We start from the raw sequence: 18,278 nt of genomic DNA, 5'->3' as shown, positions 1-18,278 counted from the left end.
GACAGCCGTCCCGGGGCTTCACTCCGTCGGTCAGCGCGTCCCGAACCGGAAGACGGTGGTCGAGTCGTACGCCTCACCCGGGCGCAGGACCGTCGACGGGAACTCCGGCCGGTTCGGCGAGTCGGGGAAGGCCTGCGCCTCCAGGGCGACGCCGCCCAGCTCCGGGCCGGCGTAGACCTGAAGCCCGGGCTCGGTGGTCTCCACCGTCACCGTACGGCCGCTCCCCGGCGCGTACAGCTCGGCGACCGCCGAACCCTCGCCGTCCAGGACGAAGTTGTGGTCCAGCGGGATCGTGAGCGGCCTGCCGGCGCGGAAGTCCAGCTCCGTGCCCGCCACCTCGGCGAACGCCCCTGTAGGGATGCCCGTCCCGTCGGTCGGCGTGAAGCGCGAGGCCGCCACCCGCAGCTCCTGGGGCCCGTCGCCCAGCCGCCAGTACGAGTGGTTCGTCAGCGCCACCACCGTCGGGGCGTCCGTCTCCGCCCGGTAGCCGATCCGCAGCGCCCCGTCGGCGTCGAGCGTGTACGTCACCGAGACCTCCAGGCGGCCGGGGAAGCCCTCCTCGCCGTCCGGGCTCACCCGGGACAGCCGTACCCCGGACTCGACCTCCTCCGCGTCCCACACCCGCTTGTCGAAGCCGCGCTCCCCGCCGTGCAGACAGTTCGGCCCGCCGTTGCGGGGCAGTCGGTGGACCGTGCCGTCCAGGGTGAAGGCCCCGCCCGCGATCCGATTGGCGTAACGCCCCACCAGAGCGCCGAAGTACGGCTCCGGACGCTTCAGATACCCCTCCAGATCGGGGAAACCGAGGGCCACGTCGTCCGGGACACCGTCCCGGTCCGGCGTCTCGACCGACTGCACGATGCCGCCGTACGTCAGCACCCGTACCCGCACGGCGCCCCGCTGGAGCGTCCAGCGCGTGACGCCCGTACCGTCGACCGAACCGAAGGGCTCACTCGTGATCCTCATGATCCGGAACCCTACGCGGGCGGCTCCGGAGCCGTCACCTGCCGATGCGCGATCTCCGCGAGGCGCGCCTGGCCGTCCTTGCTCGGGTGGAACCAGTCCCACGGGCTGAGCTGCTCGCCGTCGAAGCGGAAGCCGAACACCGCGCCGCCGTCGTACCGGCAGCGCAGGTCCTTCGCGCAGACCTCCTTCAGGACCGCGTTGTACGCCACCACCCGGTCCCGCACCCGCGTCCGGCGCTGCTCGGCCGGCTCGCTCAGATCCTCCGCGTCGGCCAGCATCGAGGCGCAGATCCCCAGCTTCCAGACCTGGCGGCCCATCGGGCTGTCCTTGCCCTGCGCCCACAGACGCTTCAGGTCCGGCACGCTCGACACGTACACCTGCGCCTTCGGCGCCGTCTTCCGCAGCTCGGCGAGGGAGGCCTCGAAGTCCGCCCGGAACTCCTCGACCGGGGTCATCAGTTCGGCCCGGTCCCGGCAGGCGTCGTTCGCGCCCATCATCACCGTCACCAGCTCGGGCTTCTCGGCGGCCGCCCGTGCCATCTGGGCCGGGAGCTCCGCCATCCGCGCCCCGGTCCGCGCCAGGTTCCAACTGCGCGCGGCCGTGCCCTTCGCCCCGAGGAGCCGCAGGGCGAGGCTGTTGACGGTGGAGTCCGTGCCGGTCGCCCAGGAGACCTCGGGGCAGTCCGACAGGACCGAGCAGGCGTCGAAGGCGCGGGTGATGGAGTCGCCGACGGCCGCGACGGAGGCGGGGGAGCGGTCCCAGACGGGCGTGGGCCTGGGTGTCGGTCTGGGCTTCGGAGCGGCGGTCGCCGCGGGGCCGGCCGTCTCACATCCCGTCAGAGTGCCGGCGCCCAGCAGCAGTGCGGCCGCGGCGGAGGCGACGGTGGCACGAAAACGTTGTCTGCCGCGCATTGCTCGGCCCCTCCTCCGGTGTCCGTTCGGCGTCCTGGCGAGTGAAAGCTTGGTGTCCACCCACCCCCGGACCGACCGTACGTCACCCCAAGGGCGGTGCGGCACGGTAGCTTTTCCCCCGTCGAACCAGAGGCACCTTTGCCAATCGGCTCCGGTAAATTACATCACGTCACATGCTGTCCCTTTTGTGGAGTTTTACTCCCGATGCTGTTTACTGAGGCCGCTGGGAAAGGCGAACCTCGTCCCACACTGGAGGTCCCGGTGACGACACGTGGAGTCCTGTACGTTCACTCCGCACCGCGCGCGCTGTGCCCGCACGTCGAATGGGCGGTCGCGGGTGTCCTCGGTGCGAGAGTCCAGCTCGACTGGATCCGCCAGCCGGCGTCCCCCGGCACCTGGAGAGCCGAGTTCTCCTGGCAGGGCGAGACCGGCACCGCCTCCAAGCTCGCCTCCGCCCTGCGCGGCTGGCAGATGCTCCGCTTCGAGGTCACCGCGGAACCCTGCCCCACCGCCGAGGGCGAGCGCTACAGCGCCACGCCGGAGCTGGGCATCTTCCATGCCGTCACCGGAATGCACGGCGACATCCTGATCCCGGAGGACCGCCTGCGCGCCGCACTGGCCCGCTCGGTGCGCGGCGAGACGGAACTCGAGGCTGAGATCGCCAAGCTCCTCGGCAAGCCCTGGGACGACGAGCTGGAGCCGTTCCGCTACGCGGGCGAGGGCGCCCCCGTCCGCTGGCTCCACCAGGTGGTCTGAAGCCCAGGTCCGGAAGCGCGCGGGACGGCCACCTCGCCCCCCGACACGCCGCACTCCGCCCGGCGGACACGACGAAGGCCCACCCCGGTCGTGGGGTGGGCCTTCGTCGTGTGTGGGTCAGACCGTGCGGAACGCCAGGACCACGTTGTGGCCGCCGAAGCCGAACGAGTTGTTGATCGCGGCGATCGTGCCCTGCGGGAGGTCGCGGGGCTCGTCGCGGACGATGTCCGCGTCGACGGCCGGGTCCAGGTCGTCGACGTTGATCGTCGGCGGGGCCAGACGGTGGTGGAGCGCCAGGACCGTCGCGACGGTCTCGATGCCGCCCGCGCCGCCCAGGAGGTGACCCGTCATCGACTTCGTCGCCGAGATCGCGACGTGGTCCAGGTCGTCGCCCAGCACCTTGCGCAGCGCCTTGATCTCCGCCACGTCACCCTGCGGCGTCGACGTCGCGTGCGCGTTGAGGTGGACGACCTCGGAGGGCTTCAGGTCCGTCGCGTCCAGCAGGTTCTGCATCGCCGCGGCGATACCCCGGCCGGTCGGCTCGGGCTGCGCGATGTGGTGGCTGTCGGCCGAGAGGCCCTGGCCCAGCACCTCGCAGTAGACGCGGGCGCCACGGGCCTTCGCGTGCTCCTCGGACTCGAGGATCACCACGCCCGCGCCCTCGCCGAGCACGAAGCCGTCACGGCCCGTGTCGTACGGACGCGAGGCCTTCGTCGGCTCGTCGTTGTTCTTGGACATCGCCATCATGTTGGCGAACGCGGCGATCGGCAGCGGGTGGATCGCCGCCTCCGTGCCGCCGGCCACGACCACGTCGGCCCGGCCGGTACGGATCATCTCGACGGCGTAGCCGATCGCCTCGGCACCCGACGCGCACGCGGAGACCGGGGTGTGGACGCCCGCCCGGGCGTTCACCTCCAGACCGACGTTGGCGGAGGGGCTGTTCGGCATGAGCATGGGCACGGTGTGCGGGGAGACACGGCGAACGCCCTTGTCCTTCAGCACGTCGTACTGGTCGAGCAGAGTCGTGACACCGCCGATGCCGGAGGCGATGACGGAACCGAGCCGCTCGGGCGCGATCGTCTCGTCCTCGCCGGCCGGGGCGGTGTAGCCCGCGTCGGCCCACGCCTCGCGGGCCGCGATCAGCGCGAACTGCGCCGAGCGGTCCAGCTTGCGGGCGAGCGGGCGGGGCAGAACGTCGCCCGGGTCGACGGCGGCGAGCGCCGCGATCTGGACGGGCAGTTCGGCGAATCGTTCGCCCTCGAGGGGCTTGACGCCGGAGCGTCCCGCGATCAGACCTTCCCAGGTCGATGCGGAGTCGCCACCCAGCGGTGTGGTTGCGCCGATACCGGTGACGACCACGGTGCGATTGGTCGAGCTCACAGGAATTCTTTCTCCACGTGTGTGATGGTCGAAAAACGGCGCCACCGCCGGGTGGCTGACCGAGTCAGCAGGGGCCGAATCAGCCCTGGTGCTTCAGGATGTAGGCGGTCGCGTCGCCGACCGTCTTGAGGTTCTTGACGTCCTCGTCCGGGATCTTGACGTCGAAGCGCTCTTCGGCGGCGACAACGACCTCGACCATGGACAGCGAGTCGACGTCGAGGTCGTCCGTGAAGGACTTCTCGAGCGCGACGTCCTCGGTCGGGATGCCGGCGATCTCGTTCACGATCTCGGCGAGACCTTCGACGATCTCTTCCTGGGTGGCGGCCATGGTGGCGCTCCTTCTGTGATTGCTTAGGTAAGGGGCTTCCGGAGGACCCGGAGTGCCTAGGGGAGGGTAACGACCGTCGCGGCGTAGACGAGACCCGCCCCGAAGCCGATGACGAGCGCGGTGTCGCCGCTCTTCGCCTTCCCGGTCGCCAGGAGCCGCTCCATCGCGAGCGGAATCGAGGCGGCCGAGGTGTTGCCGGTGGTCTCGACGTCACGGGCGACCGTCACGTGCTCCGGCAGCTTCAGAGTCTTCACCATCGAGTCGATGATCCGCATGTTCGCCTGGTGCGGGATGAAGACGTCCAGGTCGTCCGCCGTGATTCCGGCGGCGTCCAGCGCCTGCTGGGCGACCTTCGCCATCTCGAAGACGGCCCAGCGGAAGACCGCCTGACCCTCCTGCGTGATGGCGGGGAACTTGATCTCGCCCTGCTGGTTGAGGGGGAGCTTCGAGACGTCGCCCACCTGGAACTCGTTCCACGGGACGGTCTGCTTGATCGTCTCGGACTTGTCGCCCTCCGAACCCCACACCGTGGGGCCGATGTGCGGCTCGTCGGAGGGGCCGACCACGACCGCGCCGGCGCCGTCGCCGAACAGGAAGGCCGTGGCACGGTCCTCCAGGTCGGTCAGGTCGCTCAGCCGCTCGACGCCGATTACGAGGACGTACTCGGCGGAACCCTCGACGATCATGCCCTTGGCGAGGGTCAGGCCGTAGCCGAAGCCCGCGCAGCCGGCGGAGATGTCGAACGCGGCCGGCTTGCCCGCGCCGATCTTGTCGGCGATCTCGGTGGCGACGGCCGGGGTCTGCTTGAAGTGCGAGACAGTGGAGACGACGACGGCGCCGATCTGCTCCGGGGCGATCCCCGCGTCGGCGATGGCCTTCCCGGAGGCCTCGACGGACATCGCGGTCACGGTCTCCTCGGGGGAGGCCCAGTGACGGGTGGCGATGCCGGAGCGCGAGCGGATCCACTCGTCGGACGAGTCGATCGTCTCGAGGATCACCTCGTTCGGCACGACCCGGGTGGGGCGGTAGCCGCCGACACCCAAGATCCGTGCGTACGGGGCGCCCTTGCTGGGCTTGATCTTCGACATGCTCTACGGCTCCTTATCAGGCTGCAGCGTGCTCGGCGACGAGCGTGCGGGCCGCGTCGAGGTCGTCGGGGGTCTTCAGGGCGACGGTGGGGACGCCCGGCAGGGCGCGCTTGGCGAGACCGGTCAGGGTGCCGCCGGGGCACACCTCGATCAGCGCGGTGGCGCCCAGTTCCTTGAAGGTCTCCATGCACAGGTCCCAGCGGACCGGGTTGGCGACCTGGCCGACCAGGCGCGCGATGACCTCCGCGCCCTCCGTGACGACCCGGCCGTCCTTGTTGGAGACGTAGCGCACCGTCGGGGCGGCCACGGTCAGCTCCTTCGCGGCGGCCTCCAGCTTCGCCACCGCGGGTGCCATGTGGTGCGTGTGGAACGCGCCGGCGACCTTCAGCGGGACGACCCGGCGGACACCCTCGGGCTTGTCCGCCTCCAGGGCGGCCAGCTGCTCCAGGGTGCCGGCGGCCACGATCTGGCCGGCGCCGTTGACGTTGGCCGGGGTCAGGCCGAGCTTCTCGAGGTGCGGAACCGTCACTTCGGGGTCGCCGCCGAGCAGCGCCGACATGCCGGTCTCGGTGATCGCGGCGGCCTCGGCCATCGCCAGACCACGCGTCCGTACGAGACTCAGGGCGGCGGTGTCGTCGAGGACGCCGGCGAACGCGGCCGCGGTGATCTCGCCGACGCTGTGACCGGCGACGGCGCCGGGGGAGACGCCCGCCCGTCGCCCACCACCACCCTCGTCGGATGCCCTCTGGGCAGCCCCTTCGGTCAGCGCGGCGGCGGACAGCAGTCCGGCGGCCACGAGCAGCGGCTGGGCGACAGCGGTGTCACGGATCTCGTCCGCGTCCGCCTTCGTGCCGTAGTGGGCGAGGTCGAGCCCGATGGCCTCGGACCAGGCCGCGAGGCGGTCTGCGGCACCGGGGAGTTCGAGCCAGGGAGTCAGGAAGCCGGGCGTCTGGGCGCCTTGGCCGGGAGCGACGAGTACGAGCACCCTCACACTCTCTCTTGGGGACGGCTCCGAGCGCCCGTGGGGACTAGGACGAAGAACCGTCAGGGGAATTGTTGGTGTTCGACAAAAGTCTAGGACTGCGAATCTCCGTCGGCCAAGCGCCCCAGGATCAGGGCGATCCGCAGCGTGAACGCGGAGCGGACATCGGAGGGTGACCATCCGGTGACGTCTGTCACACGTCGAAGCCGGTAGCGCACGGTGTTGGGATGGACGAAGAGCATCCGTGCGGCGCCCTCCAGGCTGCTCGCCTGCTCCAGATAGACACTCAGTGTTTCCAGGAGCGCCGAGCCCGCTTCCTCCAGCGGTCTGTAGATCTCCTCCACCAGTTGCTCGCGGGCCGAGGGGTCGGAGGCGATGGCGCGCTCCGGAAGAAGATCGTCCGCCAGAACCGGGCGGGGGGCGTCCTGCCACGCCGAACATGCCTTGAGCCCGGCCGCGGCGGCCTGCGCGGAGCGGGTCGCGGCGAGCAGGTCGGGGACGACGGGGCCGGCGACGACCGGCCCGGCGGCGTACGGGCCGATCAGGGCCTTCGCCACGGCCAGCGGGTTGTCGTTGCCGCCGGCGATGACGACGAGCCGGTCGCCGAGGACGCCGGTGAGGACCTGCAGCTTGGCGTGGCGGGCGGCGCGGCGGATCGCCTCGACGGTCAGCTCGCTGTCGCCGTCGGGGGCGGTGCCGAGGACGACGCAGACGTGCTCGGGGGAGTTCCAGCCGAGGGCGGCGGCCCGGGAGACGGCGCCCTCGTCGGCCTCACCGGAGAGGACCGCGTTGACGACCAGGGACTCCAGGCGGGCGTCCCAGGCGCCGCGGGCCTCGGCGGCCTGGGCGTAGACCTGGGCGGTCGCGAAGGCGATCTCGCGGGCGTAGACGAGCAGCGCCTCGCGGAGGATCGACTCGTCGCCGGGGGCGGCGACCTCCTCGATCGCGGTCTCCATGACCTCGATGGTGGTGCGGACCATCTCGACGGTCTGGCGCAGGGTGATCGCGCGGGTCAGCTCGCGGGGCGCCGTGCCGAAGACGTCGGTGGAGATGGCCTGCGGGGTCTCCGGGTGCCGGAACCACTCGGTGAACGCGGCGATACCGGCCTGGGCGACCAGACCGATCCACGACCGGTTCTCGGGCGGCATCGCCCGGTACCACGGCAGCGTCTCGTCCATGCGCGCGATGGCGTTGGCGGCGAGCCGCCCGGAGGACTGCTCGAGGCGCTTCAGGGTCGCGGAGTGAGGATGGGAGGCGTTCGTCGGTTCAGACACGGACTAAGGGTGCCTCATCGGGCCACGGGCATGCGGCTCCGGGTGCGACGATGCGTCCCACCGGGTCTCGCCGGTCCCGTGTCGGCACACCCCGACCACCGGCCCGTACGGGTGGCGCAGCGTGCACGGGGGCGGGGACCTGTGCCGTGGGCCCTCCTCGCCATCGCGCCTCCGCGGAACGAAGGCCCGCAACCGGCGGGGCCGGGGATACCGTGACCCCGTGATTCGTATTCAGCGCGCCGCCGACCGCTACCCCGGCGGCGACCTCGCGGCCGGGATCGAGACCCGCCACGCCCTCTCCTTCGGCGCGCACTACGACCCCGACAACCTCCGCTTCGGCGCGATCCTCGCCTGCAACGAGGAGCGGCTCGCTCCCGGCGCCGGGTTCGACGAGCACCCGCACAGTCACACCGAGATCGTCACCTGGGTCGTGGAGGGCGAACTGACCCACCGTGACTCGACCGGTCACACCACCGTCGTGCGCCCCGGGGACGTCCAGCGGCTCGGCTCGGCGGCGGGCGTGCGGCACGAGGAGCGCAACGACGGCGACGTGCCGCTCGTCTTCGTCCAGATGTGGCTCGCACCGCTGGAGCCGGGCGGTGACCCCTCATACGAGATCGTGCGGGGCATCGCCGACTCCACCCCGTACGCGCTCCCCGAGGCGGCCTCGATGCTCCATGTCCGCCGCCTGGAGTCCGGCGAACGGACCGCCGTCCCGGACGCGGACTTCGTCTACGCCCACGTGGCGCGCGGCACGGTCCGCCTGGCCGGCGAGGAACTGGCGCCCGGCGATGCCGCCCGCATCACCGCCGCCCGCGACCTCGCGATCATGGCCACGTCGAACGCGGAACTCCTCCTCTGGGAGATGCGCGGCCCCTGAGCCGACCCGCACCGGACACGACGGCGCCCTCGGGCGGCGCCGGGGCATGGGTACGCGGCGGGCCGCCGGGCCCGCACACCGCGTACCGGCGCCGGGGCGGGGGCACGCGGCGGGCGGCCGGGCCCGCACACCGCGTATCCCCGCCCCCTGCCCCGCCGCGTCAGCGGCCCACCGCGCTCTTCGCGCGCCAGCCCTCCCAGCTCACGTTCCACGCCCCGTAGCCGTTCCCCTCCGCCACCGTTCCCTTCGTGTCCGCGCCGCGGATCTCGAAGGGGTCGCCCGGGCGGACCTGGGCGTAGAACCAGGCCGCGTCGGCGTCGCTCATGCCGATGCAGCCGGAGCTGCGGTTCGCACGGCCGAAGTACTGCGCGTTCCACGGCGCCGCGTGGGCGTACATGCCCGACCAGGTCAGCCGCATCGAGTGGTCGACCATCTTGTCGTAGGCGTCGCCGAGCCCGACCGTCTCCGAGTTCATGTTGATCGTGCCCTCCTTCGCCATCAGCACCGCCGTCCCCCGCCACGAGCGCTTGTCGCCGCCGGGCGTCCCGCCCGACACGGGAATCGTGCGCACCGCTCGCCCGTCCCTCTCCAGCACCAACTGCTTCCGGTCGAGGTCGACTTTCACCACCTGCGCCCCACCTCCGACCGTGAAGCCCGTGCGGTAGTCCCGTACGAACCACCCGCCGCCCGAGTCCGTCCCGTTGAGCGTCGCGTCCAGCGTGATCTTCGTACCCGGCTTCCAGTACTCCCGCGGCCGCCAGTCCACCCGGTCCTTGCCCGACCAGTCCTTCAGCCAGCCCCAGGATCCGACCGTCCCGTTCGACGTCGTCACCTTGAGCTGCTTCTCCACGTCCGCCTTGTTGGTCACCGGCCGGTCGAAGACGATCGAGAGCGGCTGGCCGATCCCGACCGTGCTGTTCTTCCCGGGCGCCAGCGTCAGCTTGTTGACCAGTGCGGCCTTCGGCGTCGAGAACGTCGACCGGGTCGTCGTCTCCTTGCCCCCGGCCGTACGGGCCGTCGCCTCCACGCGGTACGACGTGCCCGGCGCCGCCTTGCGGTCCGAGACCCACGACACCCCGCCCGCCGCGGTACGGCCCGCCAGCACACCGCCGTCCGTGTCCACGACCTTCACCGTCGTCAGGGTGCCGCCGGTGGCCGTCACGGTCACCGTCCGCCCGGCCGCCGGGGTCGCCACGGTCACCTTCGCCGGCACGTCCCGGGCATCCGGGGCCTTCGTACCGTCCGCCGCGCGAGGCGCGCCCACCGCCCCCGCCGAACAGGCGGTGAGCGAGCCGCAGAGGGCAAGGGCCGCCAGAGCCGGGCGTATTCGGGTGCGGGCACGGGTGCGTACGGACATCACGGAAGCCTCCGGAAAAGATGTGGGATGCCCGGACTGTAGGCCGCCGAAAGCACGCCGAACCCTTTGTGACAAGGGCTGGAGAAGAACGGTCATCGTCCGGTCACACCCGACGCGCGGCACGGTCAAGGATCGCTGTGAGGCTCCTGTGCGCCCCACGACCGAGGGGCGGAACAAGGAGGCTCACGTTGTGTCAGCCCTGCTCGTGACGGCCGCACCCCCGCGGACCACCCGGCTGGAGCCCGTCACCCCTCACACGTACCGCACCTTCCTCGCGACGGCGGGCGCGGGGCACGGCCCCAGCTTCCTCCAACTGCCGTCCTGGGCGGACGTCAAGGACGGCTGGCGTCCGCAGTTCCTCGGCTGGGGGCCGGGTGACGGCACGCTCACCGGTGTCGCCCTGGTCCTGCTGCGCCCGTTCCCCGGCACCCGCAAGTACTTCGCCTACCTCCCCGAAGGGCCCGTCGCCGACTGGTCCGACCCCGACATGGACGGCTGGCTCACCCCGCTGCTCCAGCACCTCCGGGCCGCCGGCGCCTTCGCCGTACGCATCGGGCCCGCGCCCGCGTTCCGCCGCTGGAACGCCCGCACCCTCAAGACGCACACCGGACCCGGCCGTCGCCTCGCCGACGTCCTCGCCGACGAGGTCGACCCCCTCGGCACCGCCGTCGCCGAACGGCTCCGCTCCCGCGGCTGGCGCCGCTGCGGCGGCGACTCCACCAGCGACTCCGACGGCGCCGACGCCCAGCCCCGGCACGTCTACCGGGTGCCGCTCGCCGGCCGCACCACGGACGACCTCTGGAACGGCCTCAACCAGGAGTGGCGGCGCAACGTCCGCAAGGCCCGCAGGTCCGGCGTCGAGATCGTCGTCGGCTCGGCCGCCGACCTGCCCGAGTTCTACCGGCTCCTGGGGATCACCGAACAGCGCGACGGCTTCCGGCTCGGCCGCTCACTCGCCTACTACGAGCGGCAGTACGCGGTCCTCAACGCCGAGGAGCCCGGCCGGATGAGGCTCTACCTCGCCCGCCACGAGGGCGAGACCCTCGCGGCCCACACGATGATCACGGTGGGGCGGCGGGTCTGGTACCAGACCGGCGCCTCCGCCGACCACCGCCGCGAGGTGCGCCCCTCCAACGCCCTGCAGTGGCGCATGATGCGCGACGCCCACGCCGCCGGGGCCGAGGTCTACGACATGCGCGGGATACCCTCCACCCTTGACCCGGACGACCGCGCCCATGGTCTGCTGCGCTGGAAGCTCGGCACGGGCGGACAGGCCGTCGAGACGCTGGGGGAGTGGGAGACACCGTTGGGCGGCACGACGAACCACGCGCTGTACCGGGCGTTCCAGGCGTACATGGCCCGCCGATGACGGCGACGCTCACGGAGTCGAAGCCGCGCACACCCTCGATGCTGCGCAGCGGCGCGCTGATGGCCGCCGGGTCGCTGGTCTCGCGCGCCACCGGCTTCTTCCGCTCGGCGATCGTCGCCGCGGCCCTCGGCATCGGTGGGATCGCCGACGGGTACGCGGTCGGCAACTCGATCCCCACCATCGTCTACATGCTGCTCCTGGGCGGCGCACTCAACGCCGTCTTCGTCCCCGAACTGGTCAAGGCGGCCAAGGAGCACAAGGACGGGGGCGTCGCCTACACCGACCGTCTCCTGACGGTCTGCGTCCTCGCGCTGCTCGTGCTGACGGCGGGCGCGGTGCTCGCGGCGCCCGCCGTCGTCGACGCGTACACCGACTACACCGGCGCCCAGGAGTCGATGACGGTCGCCTTCGCCCGGTACTGCCTGCCGCAGATCTTCTTCCTGGGGCTCTTCACCCTGCTCGGCCAGGTGCTGAACGCGCGGGGCAGGTTCGGCGCGATGATGTGGACACCGGTCCTCAACAACGTCGTCGTCATCGCCGTCTTCGCGCTGTTCCTGGTGACGGCCGACGGCGGGGAGCTGAACGGCCGGGAGACGGCGCTGCTGGGCTGGGGCACGACGGCCGGCATCGCGGTCCAGGCCCTCGCGCTCGTCCCGTCCCTGCGGGCGGCCGGCTTCCGCTGGCGCCCGCGCTTCGACTGGCGGGGCAGCGGACTCACGACACCGCTGCGGTCGGCCGGGTGGCTGGTGCTGCTCGTCCTCACCAACCAGGCCGCGTACTGGGTGACGACGAAGCTGGCGACGGCCGCGGGGACGCGGGCGGAGGAGCTGGGGGCCGGCGGGGGCTTCGGCTTCGCCGCGTACAACAACGCGTATCTGCTGTGGGCCGTGCCGCACGGCATCGTCACCGTCTCCCTGATGACCGCCCTGCTGACCCGGATGAGCGGTGCCGCGGCGGACGGCGACCTGGCCGGGGTACGGAAGGACGTCTCGTACGCGCTCCGGACCAGCGCGGCGGCCGTCATACCGGCGGCGTGCGCGCTGTTCGCGCTCGCGGTGCCGCTGATGAGCGTCGTCTTCCAGCACGGCGTCACCGGCGCCGACGACGTCCGGGCGATGGCCTGGATCCTGATGGCGTTCGCGCCGGGCCTGATCGCCTTCTCCGGTCAGTACGTCTGCACCCGCGCCTTCTACTCCCTGCGCGACACCCGCACGCCGTTCCTGCTGAACCTGGTGATCACCGGCCTCAACGCGGGCCTGTCCCTGACCGCGTACGCGGTTCTCCCGCCGACGTGGGCGGTGGCGGGTGTGGCGGCGGCGTACTCCCTGGCGCTGTGGGTGGGCTGGGCGCTGACGGCGTACGTGCTGCGCCGACGGCTGGCCGGGTCCGGGACGGGCCGGGAACGGGCCGGGTCCGAGACGGGGCGCCGGGAACGGGCCGGGTCCGCGTTCGCGCGGCTGCTGGTGGCGGCCGTACCCGCGGCCGCGCTCGGACTGCTCGTCGCCCGCGCGACCGCCCCCGCGGGCGCTCCCGCGGCGGGCGCGGCCGGCGGCCTCACCATCCTCGCGGTCTTCGCCCTGCTGGCCCGCCCGCTCAAGCTCACCGAAGTGCAGGCCTTTTTGGCGGGCGCGCGCCACCGCATGCGCGCCCTCGCCCGACGCCGCTGACGCCCCTCCCCGCCCTGCCCTTTCCCCCGCGGGGGAGCCCTTCGACCCACCTTGGGATACTTCTCGAATGCCTCGCGTGCTCCTCATAGAAGACGACCCCTCCGTCCGCGAAGGGGTCGAACTCGGGCTCCGGCGCCGCGGGCACGAGGTGCGGACCGCCGCGACCGGGGAGTCCGGGCTCGCCCTGCTCGGGGAGTTCCGGCCCGATCTGCTGCTGCTCGATCTGATGCTGCCCGGCATGAACGGCGTCCAGGTCTGCCGCCAGGTCCGCGAGACCAGCCAGCTGCCGATCATCATGCTCACCGCGCGCGGTGACGACTTCGACGTCGTCGTCGGCCTGGAGGCCGGAGCCGACGACTACATCGTCAAGCCCGCCCGCACCGAGGTCATCGAAGCCCGCATCCGGGCCGTGCTCCGGCGCATCGAGGAGCCCGGCGCCGGGCGGCCCGCCGTCGAGTTCCACGGCGAGCTCGCCATCGACCGGGTCGGCCTCACCGTCGCCAAGTCCGGCGAGCGCCTCGCCCTCGCCCCCTCCGAACTCAAGCTCCTGCTCCATCTGACCGCCGCCCCCGAGCAGGTCTTCAGCCGTCAGCAACTCCTCGAACACGTCTGGGAGCACAGCTACCACGGCGACGCCCGCCTCGTGGACGCCTGTGTCCGCCGCCTGCGCAACAAGATCGAGGACACCCCCGGCGCCCCCCGCTACATACAGACCCTGCGCGGCTTCGGCTACCGCTTCGGGCCGCTGTGAGCCGCCGCCGCGCCCTGCGACGCCGCATGAGGCCCTTCGGGCTCCGCACCCGGCTCGTCCTCGCCTTCCTCCTCGTGGCCGCCGTCGGCTGCGGCACCACCGCCGCCCTCACCTACCGCGCCGCCCGCAACGCCATCCTCGAACAGGCCCAGAACACCGCCGTCTCCGCCTTCCGCGAGCAGGTGGACAGCATCACCGTCGACCTGCCGCTCAAGGCCGAGTCCCTGCGCGGCGATCTCCTCCGGATCGCCCGGCAGGGCAAACCCCGCCCCTGGCGCGTCTACGCCGAGTACGGGAACGTCAGCGTCTCCTCCAGCGACCGCCCCAGATCCACCGTCATCACGCCCGAACTCCGCGCCCGCGCCAAGGACTCCGCCCACGGGAGCTTCCAGCGGGTGGTCAAGAACGGCAGGCCCTACCTCGCCATCGCCGTCCCCACCGTCTTCAGGGCGCACACCCCCGCCACCGCCGTCCACCGCACCGGCGTCGTGCTCTACGCCGTCATGGAACTCGACGAGGAGGAGGCCAACGTCGAGGCGATGGTCCTCGCCGCCCGTGACGGAGCCCTGCCCGCCCTCGCCGTCGCCCTGATCCCGGCCCTGCTGGCCGCCCGCAGCGTGCTCCGGCCGGTACGGGAGCTGCGGCGCGCCGCCGACTCCATGGGGCGCGGCCGGCTCGACACCCGTATCCACGCCAAGGGCAGCGACGAACTCGCCGACCTCGCCCACGCCTTCAACGAATCCGCCGCCGCGCTCGAACGCTCCGTCGTCGAGCTCCGGAACGCCGAGGCCCGCGCGCGCCGCTTCGCCTCCGACGTCTCCCACGAGCTGCGGACCCCGCTCGCCGGGATGCTCGCCGTCACCGAGGTCCTCGACGAGGACGCCGACGGCCTCGACACCGACACGGCCAGGGCGGTGCGGCTGATCAGCGCCGAGACCGGCAAGCTCGCCGTACTCGTGGAGGACCTCATGGAGATCTCCCGCTTCGACGCGCGCGCCGCCGAACTCCACCTGGACGAGGTGGACGCGGCCGACAGCATCCGCAAGACCCTCCAGCACCGCCACTGGACCGACCCCGCCCTCGTCCGCGCCGAACTGCCCGTCGGCGTACGCGCCCGGCTCGACCCGCGCCGCTTCGACCTCGTCGTGGCCAACCTCGTCGGCAACGCGCTGAAGCACGGCGCACCGCCGGTGACCGTGCGGATGTGGGCCGAGCACGACTGGCTGGTGACCGAGGTCGCCGACCGGGGGCCGGGCATCGCCGAAGCGGCCCTGCCGCACGTGTTCGACCGCTTCTTCAAGGCGGACCCCGCCCGTGCCCGCTCCGCCGGAAGCGGACTCGGCCTCGCCATCACCCTGGAGAACATCCGGCTGCACGGCGGAACCGTCACGGCCGCGAACCAGCCCGACGGCGGAGCCGTCTTCACGGTCAGGATCCCGCGATGAGGCGCGCGACCCGGCTCGGCGCGCTCGTCGCGGGCGGGCTCGTGCTCACGGGCTGCGGCATACGGCAGAGCGACGTCGTGGAGGTCGGCGGACCGGCGACCGTCGCGGTCGCCCCGGGTGAAAGCGGCCGGATGCTGCTCTTCTACGTCGACGCCGACGGCAGGCTGATGCCGGTCGCCCGCGAGACGGGCGGGCCGATCGACGGCTGGGAGGACTACCGGATGCCGTTCGGCAAGCCGCCGCCCACCTACCCGCTCGGCAGCGGGATCGTCGGCTCCAGGGCACTCGCCGCGCTGCTGGAAGGCCCGAACAAGGACGAGAGGGCGGCCGGCCTCGCCACCCGGCTGCCGGGGCCGGGCGGCTGGACGGACAAGGAGATTCCGCAGATCCTGCCGAATCCCGACCCGACCGACGCGAACGGCGGGCGCACGCTGCGGATCCGGCTCCCCTTCCGCGTCGACGAACTGGACGGTGCCGCGATTCGCCAACTGGTGTGCACGGTCGCCTACAACGAGGAGACCGACGGCTTGGCGCCCGTCGTCCTGACGGGACCGGACGGCGCACTCTCCGCCGAGCGCTGCGACGACGTCCGGGTCGGCTCCGCCGTGAAGGACGCGTCCGACGGCCCGGACGGCACGGAGACCACGCCGCACGGTACGGACCGGAAGGGCAGCGGCGGCACGGGTGCCTCGGGCGCCACGCGGCCGAGGCCCTCCACGACGCCACCGCCGCCACGGCACACGGCTACGCCCTGAGCTTCCGCTCCGCGTCGCCCGGACGCCCGAGTTCCGCGCCGCTGCGCCTCGGGTCCGCTCCGAGTCGCCTACGCCCTGAGCTCCGCGAGCACCGCGTCCGTGAACGGCGGCCACGCCTCGACCGCCCACGGCCCGAAGGCCCGGTCCGTCAGCGCCACGCACGCGGCGCGCGCGTCCGGGTCGATCCACAGGAACGTGCCCGACTGCCCGAAGTGCCCGAACGTACGCGGCGAGGACGAATCACCCGTCCAGTGCGGCGACTTGGAGTCCCGGATCTCGAAGCCGAGTCCCCAGTCGTTCGGCCGCTGGTGGCCGTAGCCGGGCAGGATGCCGGTCAGACCGGGGTACGTCACCGTCATCGCGTCGAGCACCGTACGCGCGTCGAGCAGCCGGGGCGCCTGCACCTCCGCCGCGAACCGCACCAGGTCGTCGACCGTCGAGACGCCGTCCTTGGCGGGGGAGCCCTCCAGCGACGTCGAGGTCATCCCCAACGGCTCCAGGACGGCCTGGTGCAGATACTCGGCGAACGGGATGTCCGTCGCCTTGGCGACATGGTCGCCGAGCGCCTCGAACCCGGTGTTGGAGTAGATCCGGCGGGTGCCGGGCGCGGCCATGATCCGCGGCTCGTCGAAGGCCAGACCCGAGGTGTGGGCCAGCAGATGGCGGACGGTCGCACCCTCCGGCCCGGCGGGCTCGTCGAGGTCGATCGCCCCCTCCTCGTACGCGACGAGGACGGCGTAGGCCGCCAGCGGCTTGGTGACGGAGGCGAGCGGGAACCGCTGTCCGGTGGGGCCGTGGGACCCGGCCAGGGTGCCGTCCGCGCGCACGACGGCGGCTGCCGCGGTGGGGACGGGCCAGTTCTCGATCATCGCCAGGCTCTGCAGGAACATGTGACCGAGCCTACTTGCTTCGAGTGCACTCTAGGGTTCTAGCGTGGAGACCATGAGCGTGATCGAGAGCAGCGCCCGCTACACCATCAGCGAGGTGGCCGCCCTGACCGGGCTGTCGGCTCACACCCTGCGTTGGTACGAGCGGATCGGGCTGATGCCGCACGTCGACCGTTCGCACACCGGCCAGCGCCGCTTCTCCCAGCGCGACCTGGACTGGCTGGCGTTCGTCGGCAAGCTCCGGCTGACCGGGATGCCGGTCGCGGGGATGGTGCGGTACGCGGAACTGGTGCGGGAGGGCGATCACACCCGGGACGAACGGCGCGAGCTCCTGGAGAGCACCCGCCGGGACGTCCTCGCCCGGATCACCGAGCTCCAGGACGCGCTCGCCGTGCTCGACATCAAGATCGGGCACTACGGAACCATCTGCGGAACCACAAGCGGAGGCATGACCTCATGACCACCAGGATCGACACCGTACGGCTCGGCGGCCAGGACGGACCCGAGATCGGCGTCCAGGGCTTCGGGGCCATGGGCATCAGCGAGTTCTACGGCGACACCGACGAGGCCGCCGCCCGCGACACCCTCGACGCGGCCCTGGAGGCCGGCGTCACCCTGATCGACACCGCGGACGTCTACGGCAGCGGTGCCAACGAGGAGTTCCTGGCGCCGTTCGTCGCCGCGCACCGCGACGAGATCACCCTCGCCACCAAGTTCGCCATCGAGCGACGCGCCGACGACCCGCACTACCGGGGGATCCGCAACGACCGCGCGTACATCCGCCAGGCCGTGGAGGCGAGCCTGCGCCGCCTCGGCATCGAGACGATCGACCTCTACTACATGCACCGGCGCGACCCGGAGATCCCCCTCGCGGAGTCGGTCGGGGCGATGGCGGAGCTCGTACAGGAGGGCAAGGTCAAGCAGCTCGGCCTGAGCGAGGTGACCGGCGCGGAGCTGGTCGAGGCGTACGCGGTGCACCCGATCGCCGCCCTCCAGTCGGAGTGGTCCCTCTTCTCCCGCGACGTGGAGCGCAGCGCGGTGGGCGCGGCGGCCGAGCTGGGCGTGACCTTCGTGCCGTACTCCCCGCTGGGCCGTGGCTTCCTGACGGGCGCCTTCGCGGACGCGTCGAAGGACCTGTCGGGCGGCGACTTCCGTCAGTACCAGCCCCGCTTCACGGGCGAGAACGCGGCGAAGAACGCGGCGCTCCTGGAGCCGGTCCAGAAGATCGCGGCGGCGCACGGGGTGTCGGCGGCCCAGATCGCCCTGGCGTGGGTCCAGCAGCGGGCCTCGGTCCACGGCCTGACGGTCGTCCCGATCCCGGGCACCCGCAAGCGCACCCGCCTGGAGGAGAACGCGGCGGCGACCCGGATCACCCTGACCGAGCGGGAACTGGCGGAGTTGGAGCCGATCGCGGCGCAGGTGGCGGGGGACCGCTACCCGGACATGAGGTCCACGTCGGCGGCGCGGGAGTAGCCGGTGGGGGGC

At 72.2% G+C, this 18,278-nt stretch carries 18 protein-coding genes; 9 read left to right on the top strand and 9 right to left on the bottom strand.

Going from position 1 to position 18,278, the window contains the following annotated elements; genetic code table 11:
• Positions 1–30: 30 nt before the first annotated feature.
• Together ACFQ7Q_RS07980 and ACFQ7Q_RS07975 are read right to left on the bottom strand one after the other, a co-directional pair.
• The gene (locus tag ACFQ7Q_RS07980) at positions 31–963 is read right to left on the bottom strand and encodes an aldose epimerase family protein (RefSeq protein WP_383551138.1); all 933 of its coding nucleotides are present in this window, start codon (positions 961–963) and stop codon (positions 31–33) included.
• Positions 964–974: 11 nt separating this feature from the next.
• Entirely contained in the window at positions 975–1,874 is a 900-nt protein-coding gene (locus ACFQ7Q_RS07975) for an SGNH/GDSL hydrolase family protein (RefSeq protein WP_383551136.1), read from the bottom strand.
• Positions 1,875–2,135: 261 nt separating this feature from the next.
• Between ACFQ7Q_RS07975 and ACFQ7Q_RS07970 the strand changes: the two genes are divergently transcribed.
• Positions 2,136–2,630: a DUF3145 domain-containing protein gene (locus ACFQ7Q_RS07970; RefSeq protein WP_137989482.1), complete on the top strand. Its 495-nt coding sequence runs from the start codon at positions 2,136–2,138 to the stop codon at positions 2,628–2,630.
• A 117-nt stretch (positions 2,631–2,747) separates the two neighbouring features.
• Here ACFQ7Q_RS07970 and fabF read toward each other — a convergent pair whose 3' ends face one another.
• From fabF to fasR, 5 genes are all read right to left on the bottom strand, one after another.
• Positions 2,748–4,010 (bottom strand): beta-ketoacyl-ACP synthase II, encoded by a 1,263-nt coding sequence (gene fabF, locus ACFQ7Q_RS07965; RefSeq protein ID WP_383551134.1) that lies wholly within the window; start codon positions 4,008–4,010, stop codon positions 2,748–2,750.
• A gap of 79 nt (positions 4,011–4,089) precedes the next feature.
• Complete coding sequence (locus ACFQ7Q_RS07960) at positions 4,090–4,338, bottom strand: acyl carrier protein (RefSeq protein ID WP_362366823.1); 249 nt, start codon at positions 4,336–4,338, stop codon at positions 4,090–4,092.
• Positions 4,339–4,394: 56 nt separating this feature from the next.
• On the bottom strand, positions 4,395–5,426 hold the full coding sequence (locus ACFQ7Q_RS07955; RefSeq protein ID WP_383551132.1) for a ketoacyl-ACP synthase III: 1,032 nt from the start codon (positions 5,424–5,426) through the stop codon (positions 4,395–4,397).
• Between the two features lie 16 nt (positions 5,427–5,442).
• Positions 5,443–6,411 (bottom strand): ACP S-malonyltransferase, encoded by a 969-nt coding sequence (locus ACFQ7Q_RS07950; protein WP_383551130.1) that lies wholly within the window; start codon positions 6,409–6,411, stop codon positions 5,443–5,445.
• Positions 6,412–6,500: 89 nt separating this feature from the next.
• Positions 6,501–7,682, bottom strand: coding sequence for a fatty acid biosynthesis transcriptional regulator FasR (gene fasR, locus ACFQ7Q_RS07945; protein WP_376437667.1), 1,182 nt, complete (start codon positions 7,680–7,682; stop codon positions 6,501–6,503).
• Between the two features lie 220 nt (positions 7,683–7,902).
• Here fasR and ACFQ7Q_RS07940 point away from each other — a divergent pair, with 220 nt between their 5' ends.
• Positions 7,903–8,562, top strand: a complete 660-nt coding sequence (locus ACFQ7Q_RS07940) for a pirin family protein (protein ID WP_383551127.1) — start codon at positions 7,903–7,905, stop codon at positions 8,560–8,562.
• Between the two features lie 160 nt (positions 8,563–8,722).
• Here the strand turns inward: ACFQ7Q_RS07940 and ACFQ7Q_RS07935 are convergent, their stop codons facing one another.
• On the bottom strand, positions 8,723–9,919 hold the full coding sequence (locus ACFQ7Q_RS07935; protein ID WP_383551125.1) for an Ig-like domain-containing protein: 1,197 nt from the start codon (positions 9,917–9,919) through the stop codon (positions 8,723–8,725).
• A gap of 190 nt (positions 9,920–10,109) precedes the next feature.
• On the opposite strand from ACFQ7Q_RS07935, the gene ACFQ7Q_RS07930 reads away from it, so the two are divergent.
• From ACFQ7Q_RS07930 to ACFQ7Q_RS07910, 5 genes are all read left to right on the top strand, one after another.
• Complete coding sequence (locus tag ACFQ7Q_RS07930; protein WP_383551123.1) at positions 10,110–11,288, top strand: lipid II:glycine glycyltransferase FemX; 1,179 nt, start codon at positions 10,110–10,112, stop codon at positions 11,286–11,288.
• Positions 11,285–12,955 carry a murein biosynthesis integral membrane protein MurJ gene (murJ, locus tag ACFQ7Q_RS07925; RefSeq protein ID WP_383551121.1) on the top strand — a complete coding sequence of 557 codons (1,671 nt, stop codon included), beginning with the start codon at positions 11,285–11,287 and terminating at the stop codon, positions 12,953–12,955. The genes ACFQ7Q_RS07930 and murJ overlap by 4 nt, the downstream gene beginning before the upstream one ends.
• 67 nt (positions 12,956–13,022) lie before the next feature.
• Positions 13,023–13,706, top strand: coding sequence for a response regulator (locus ACFQ7Q_RS07920; protein ID WP_383551119.1), 684 nt, complete (start codon positions 13,023–13,025; stop codon positions 13,704–13,706).
• A gap of 26 nt (positions 13,707–13,732) precedes the next feature.
• Positions 13,733–15,151, top strand: coding sequence for an ATP-binding protein (locus ACFQ7Q_RS07915; protein WP_383551117.1), 1,419 nt, complete (start codon positions 13,733–13,735; stop codon positions 15,149–15,151).
• Positions 15,148–15,906: a hypothetical protein gene (locus tag ACFQ7Q_RS07910; protein WP_383551115.1), complete on the top strand. Its 759-nt coding sequence runs from the start codon at positions 15,148–15,150 to the stop codon at positions 15,904–15,906. The genes ACFQ7Q_RS07915 and ACFQ7Q_RS07910 overlap by 4 nt, the downstream gene beginning before the upstream one ends.
• A 68-nt stretch (positions 15,907–15,974) precedes the next feature.
• Here ACFQ7Q_RS07910 and ACFQ7Q_RS07905 read toward each other — a convergent pair whose 3' ends face one another.
• A complete protein-coding gene (locus tag ACFQ7Q_RS07905) occupies positions 15,975–16,796 on the bottom strand; it encodes a serine hydrolase domain-containing protein (protein WP_383551113.1) in 822 nt (273 codons plus the stop codon).
• Positions 16,797–16,848: 52 nt separating this feature from the next.
• On the opposite strand from ACFQ7Q_RS07905, the gene ACFQ7Q_RS07900 reads away from it, so the two are divergent.
• On the top strand, positions 16,849–17,253 hold the full coding sequence (locus tag ACFQ7Q_RS07900) for a MerR family transcriptional regulator (RefSeq protein ID WP_383551111.1): 405 nt from the start codon (positions 16,849–16,851) through the stop codon (positions 17,251–17,253).
• Complete coding sequence (locus ACFQ7Q_RS07895) at positions 17,250–18,266, top strand: aldo/keto reductase (protein ID WP_383551109.1); 1,017 nt, start codon at positions 17,250–17,252, stop codon at positions 18,264–18,266. The genes ACFQ7Q_RS07900 and ACFQ7Q_RS07895 overlap by 4 nt, the downstream gene beginning before the upstream one ends.
• Positions 18,267–18,278: the final 12 nt, after the last annotated feature.

The sequence above is a fragment of the Streptomyces sp. NPDC056527 genome (assembly GCF_042794475.1).
In the GTDB taxonomy this organism is placed as follows: Bacteria; Actinomycetota; Actinomycetes; order Streptomycetales; family Streptomycetaceae; genus Streptomyces.
The sequence above is the reverse complement of the archived record's forward strand: the minus strand, read 5'-3'. Positions and strand labels throughout refer to the sequence as shown.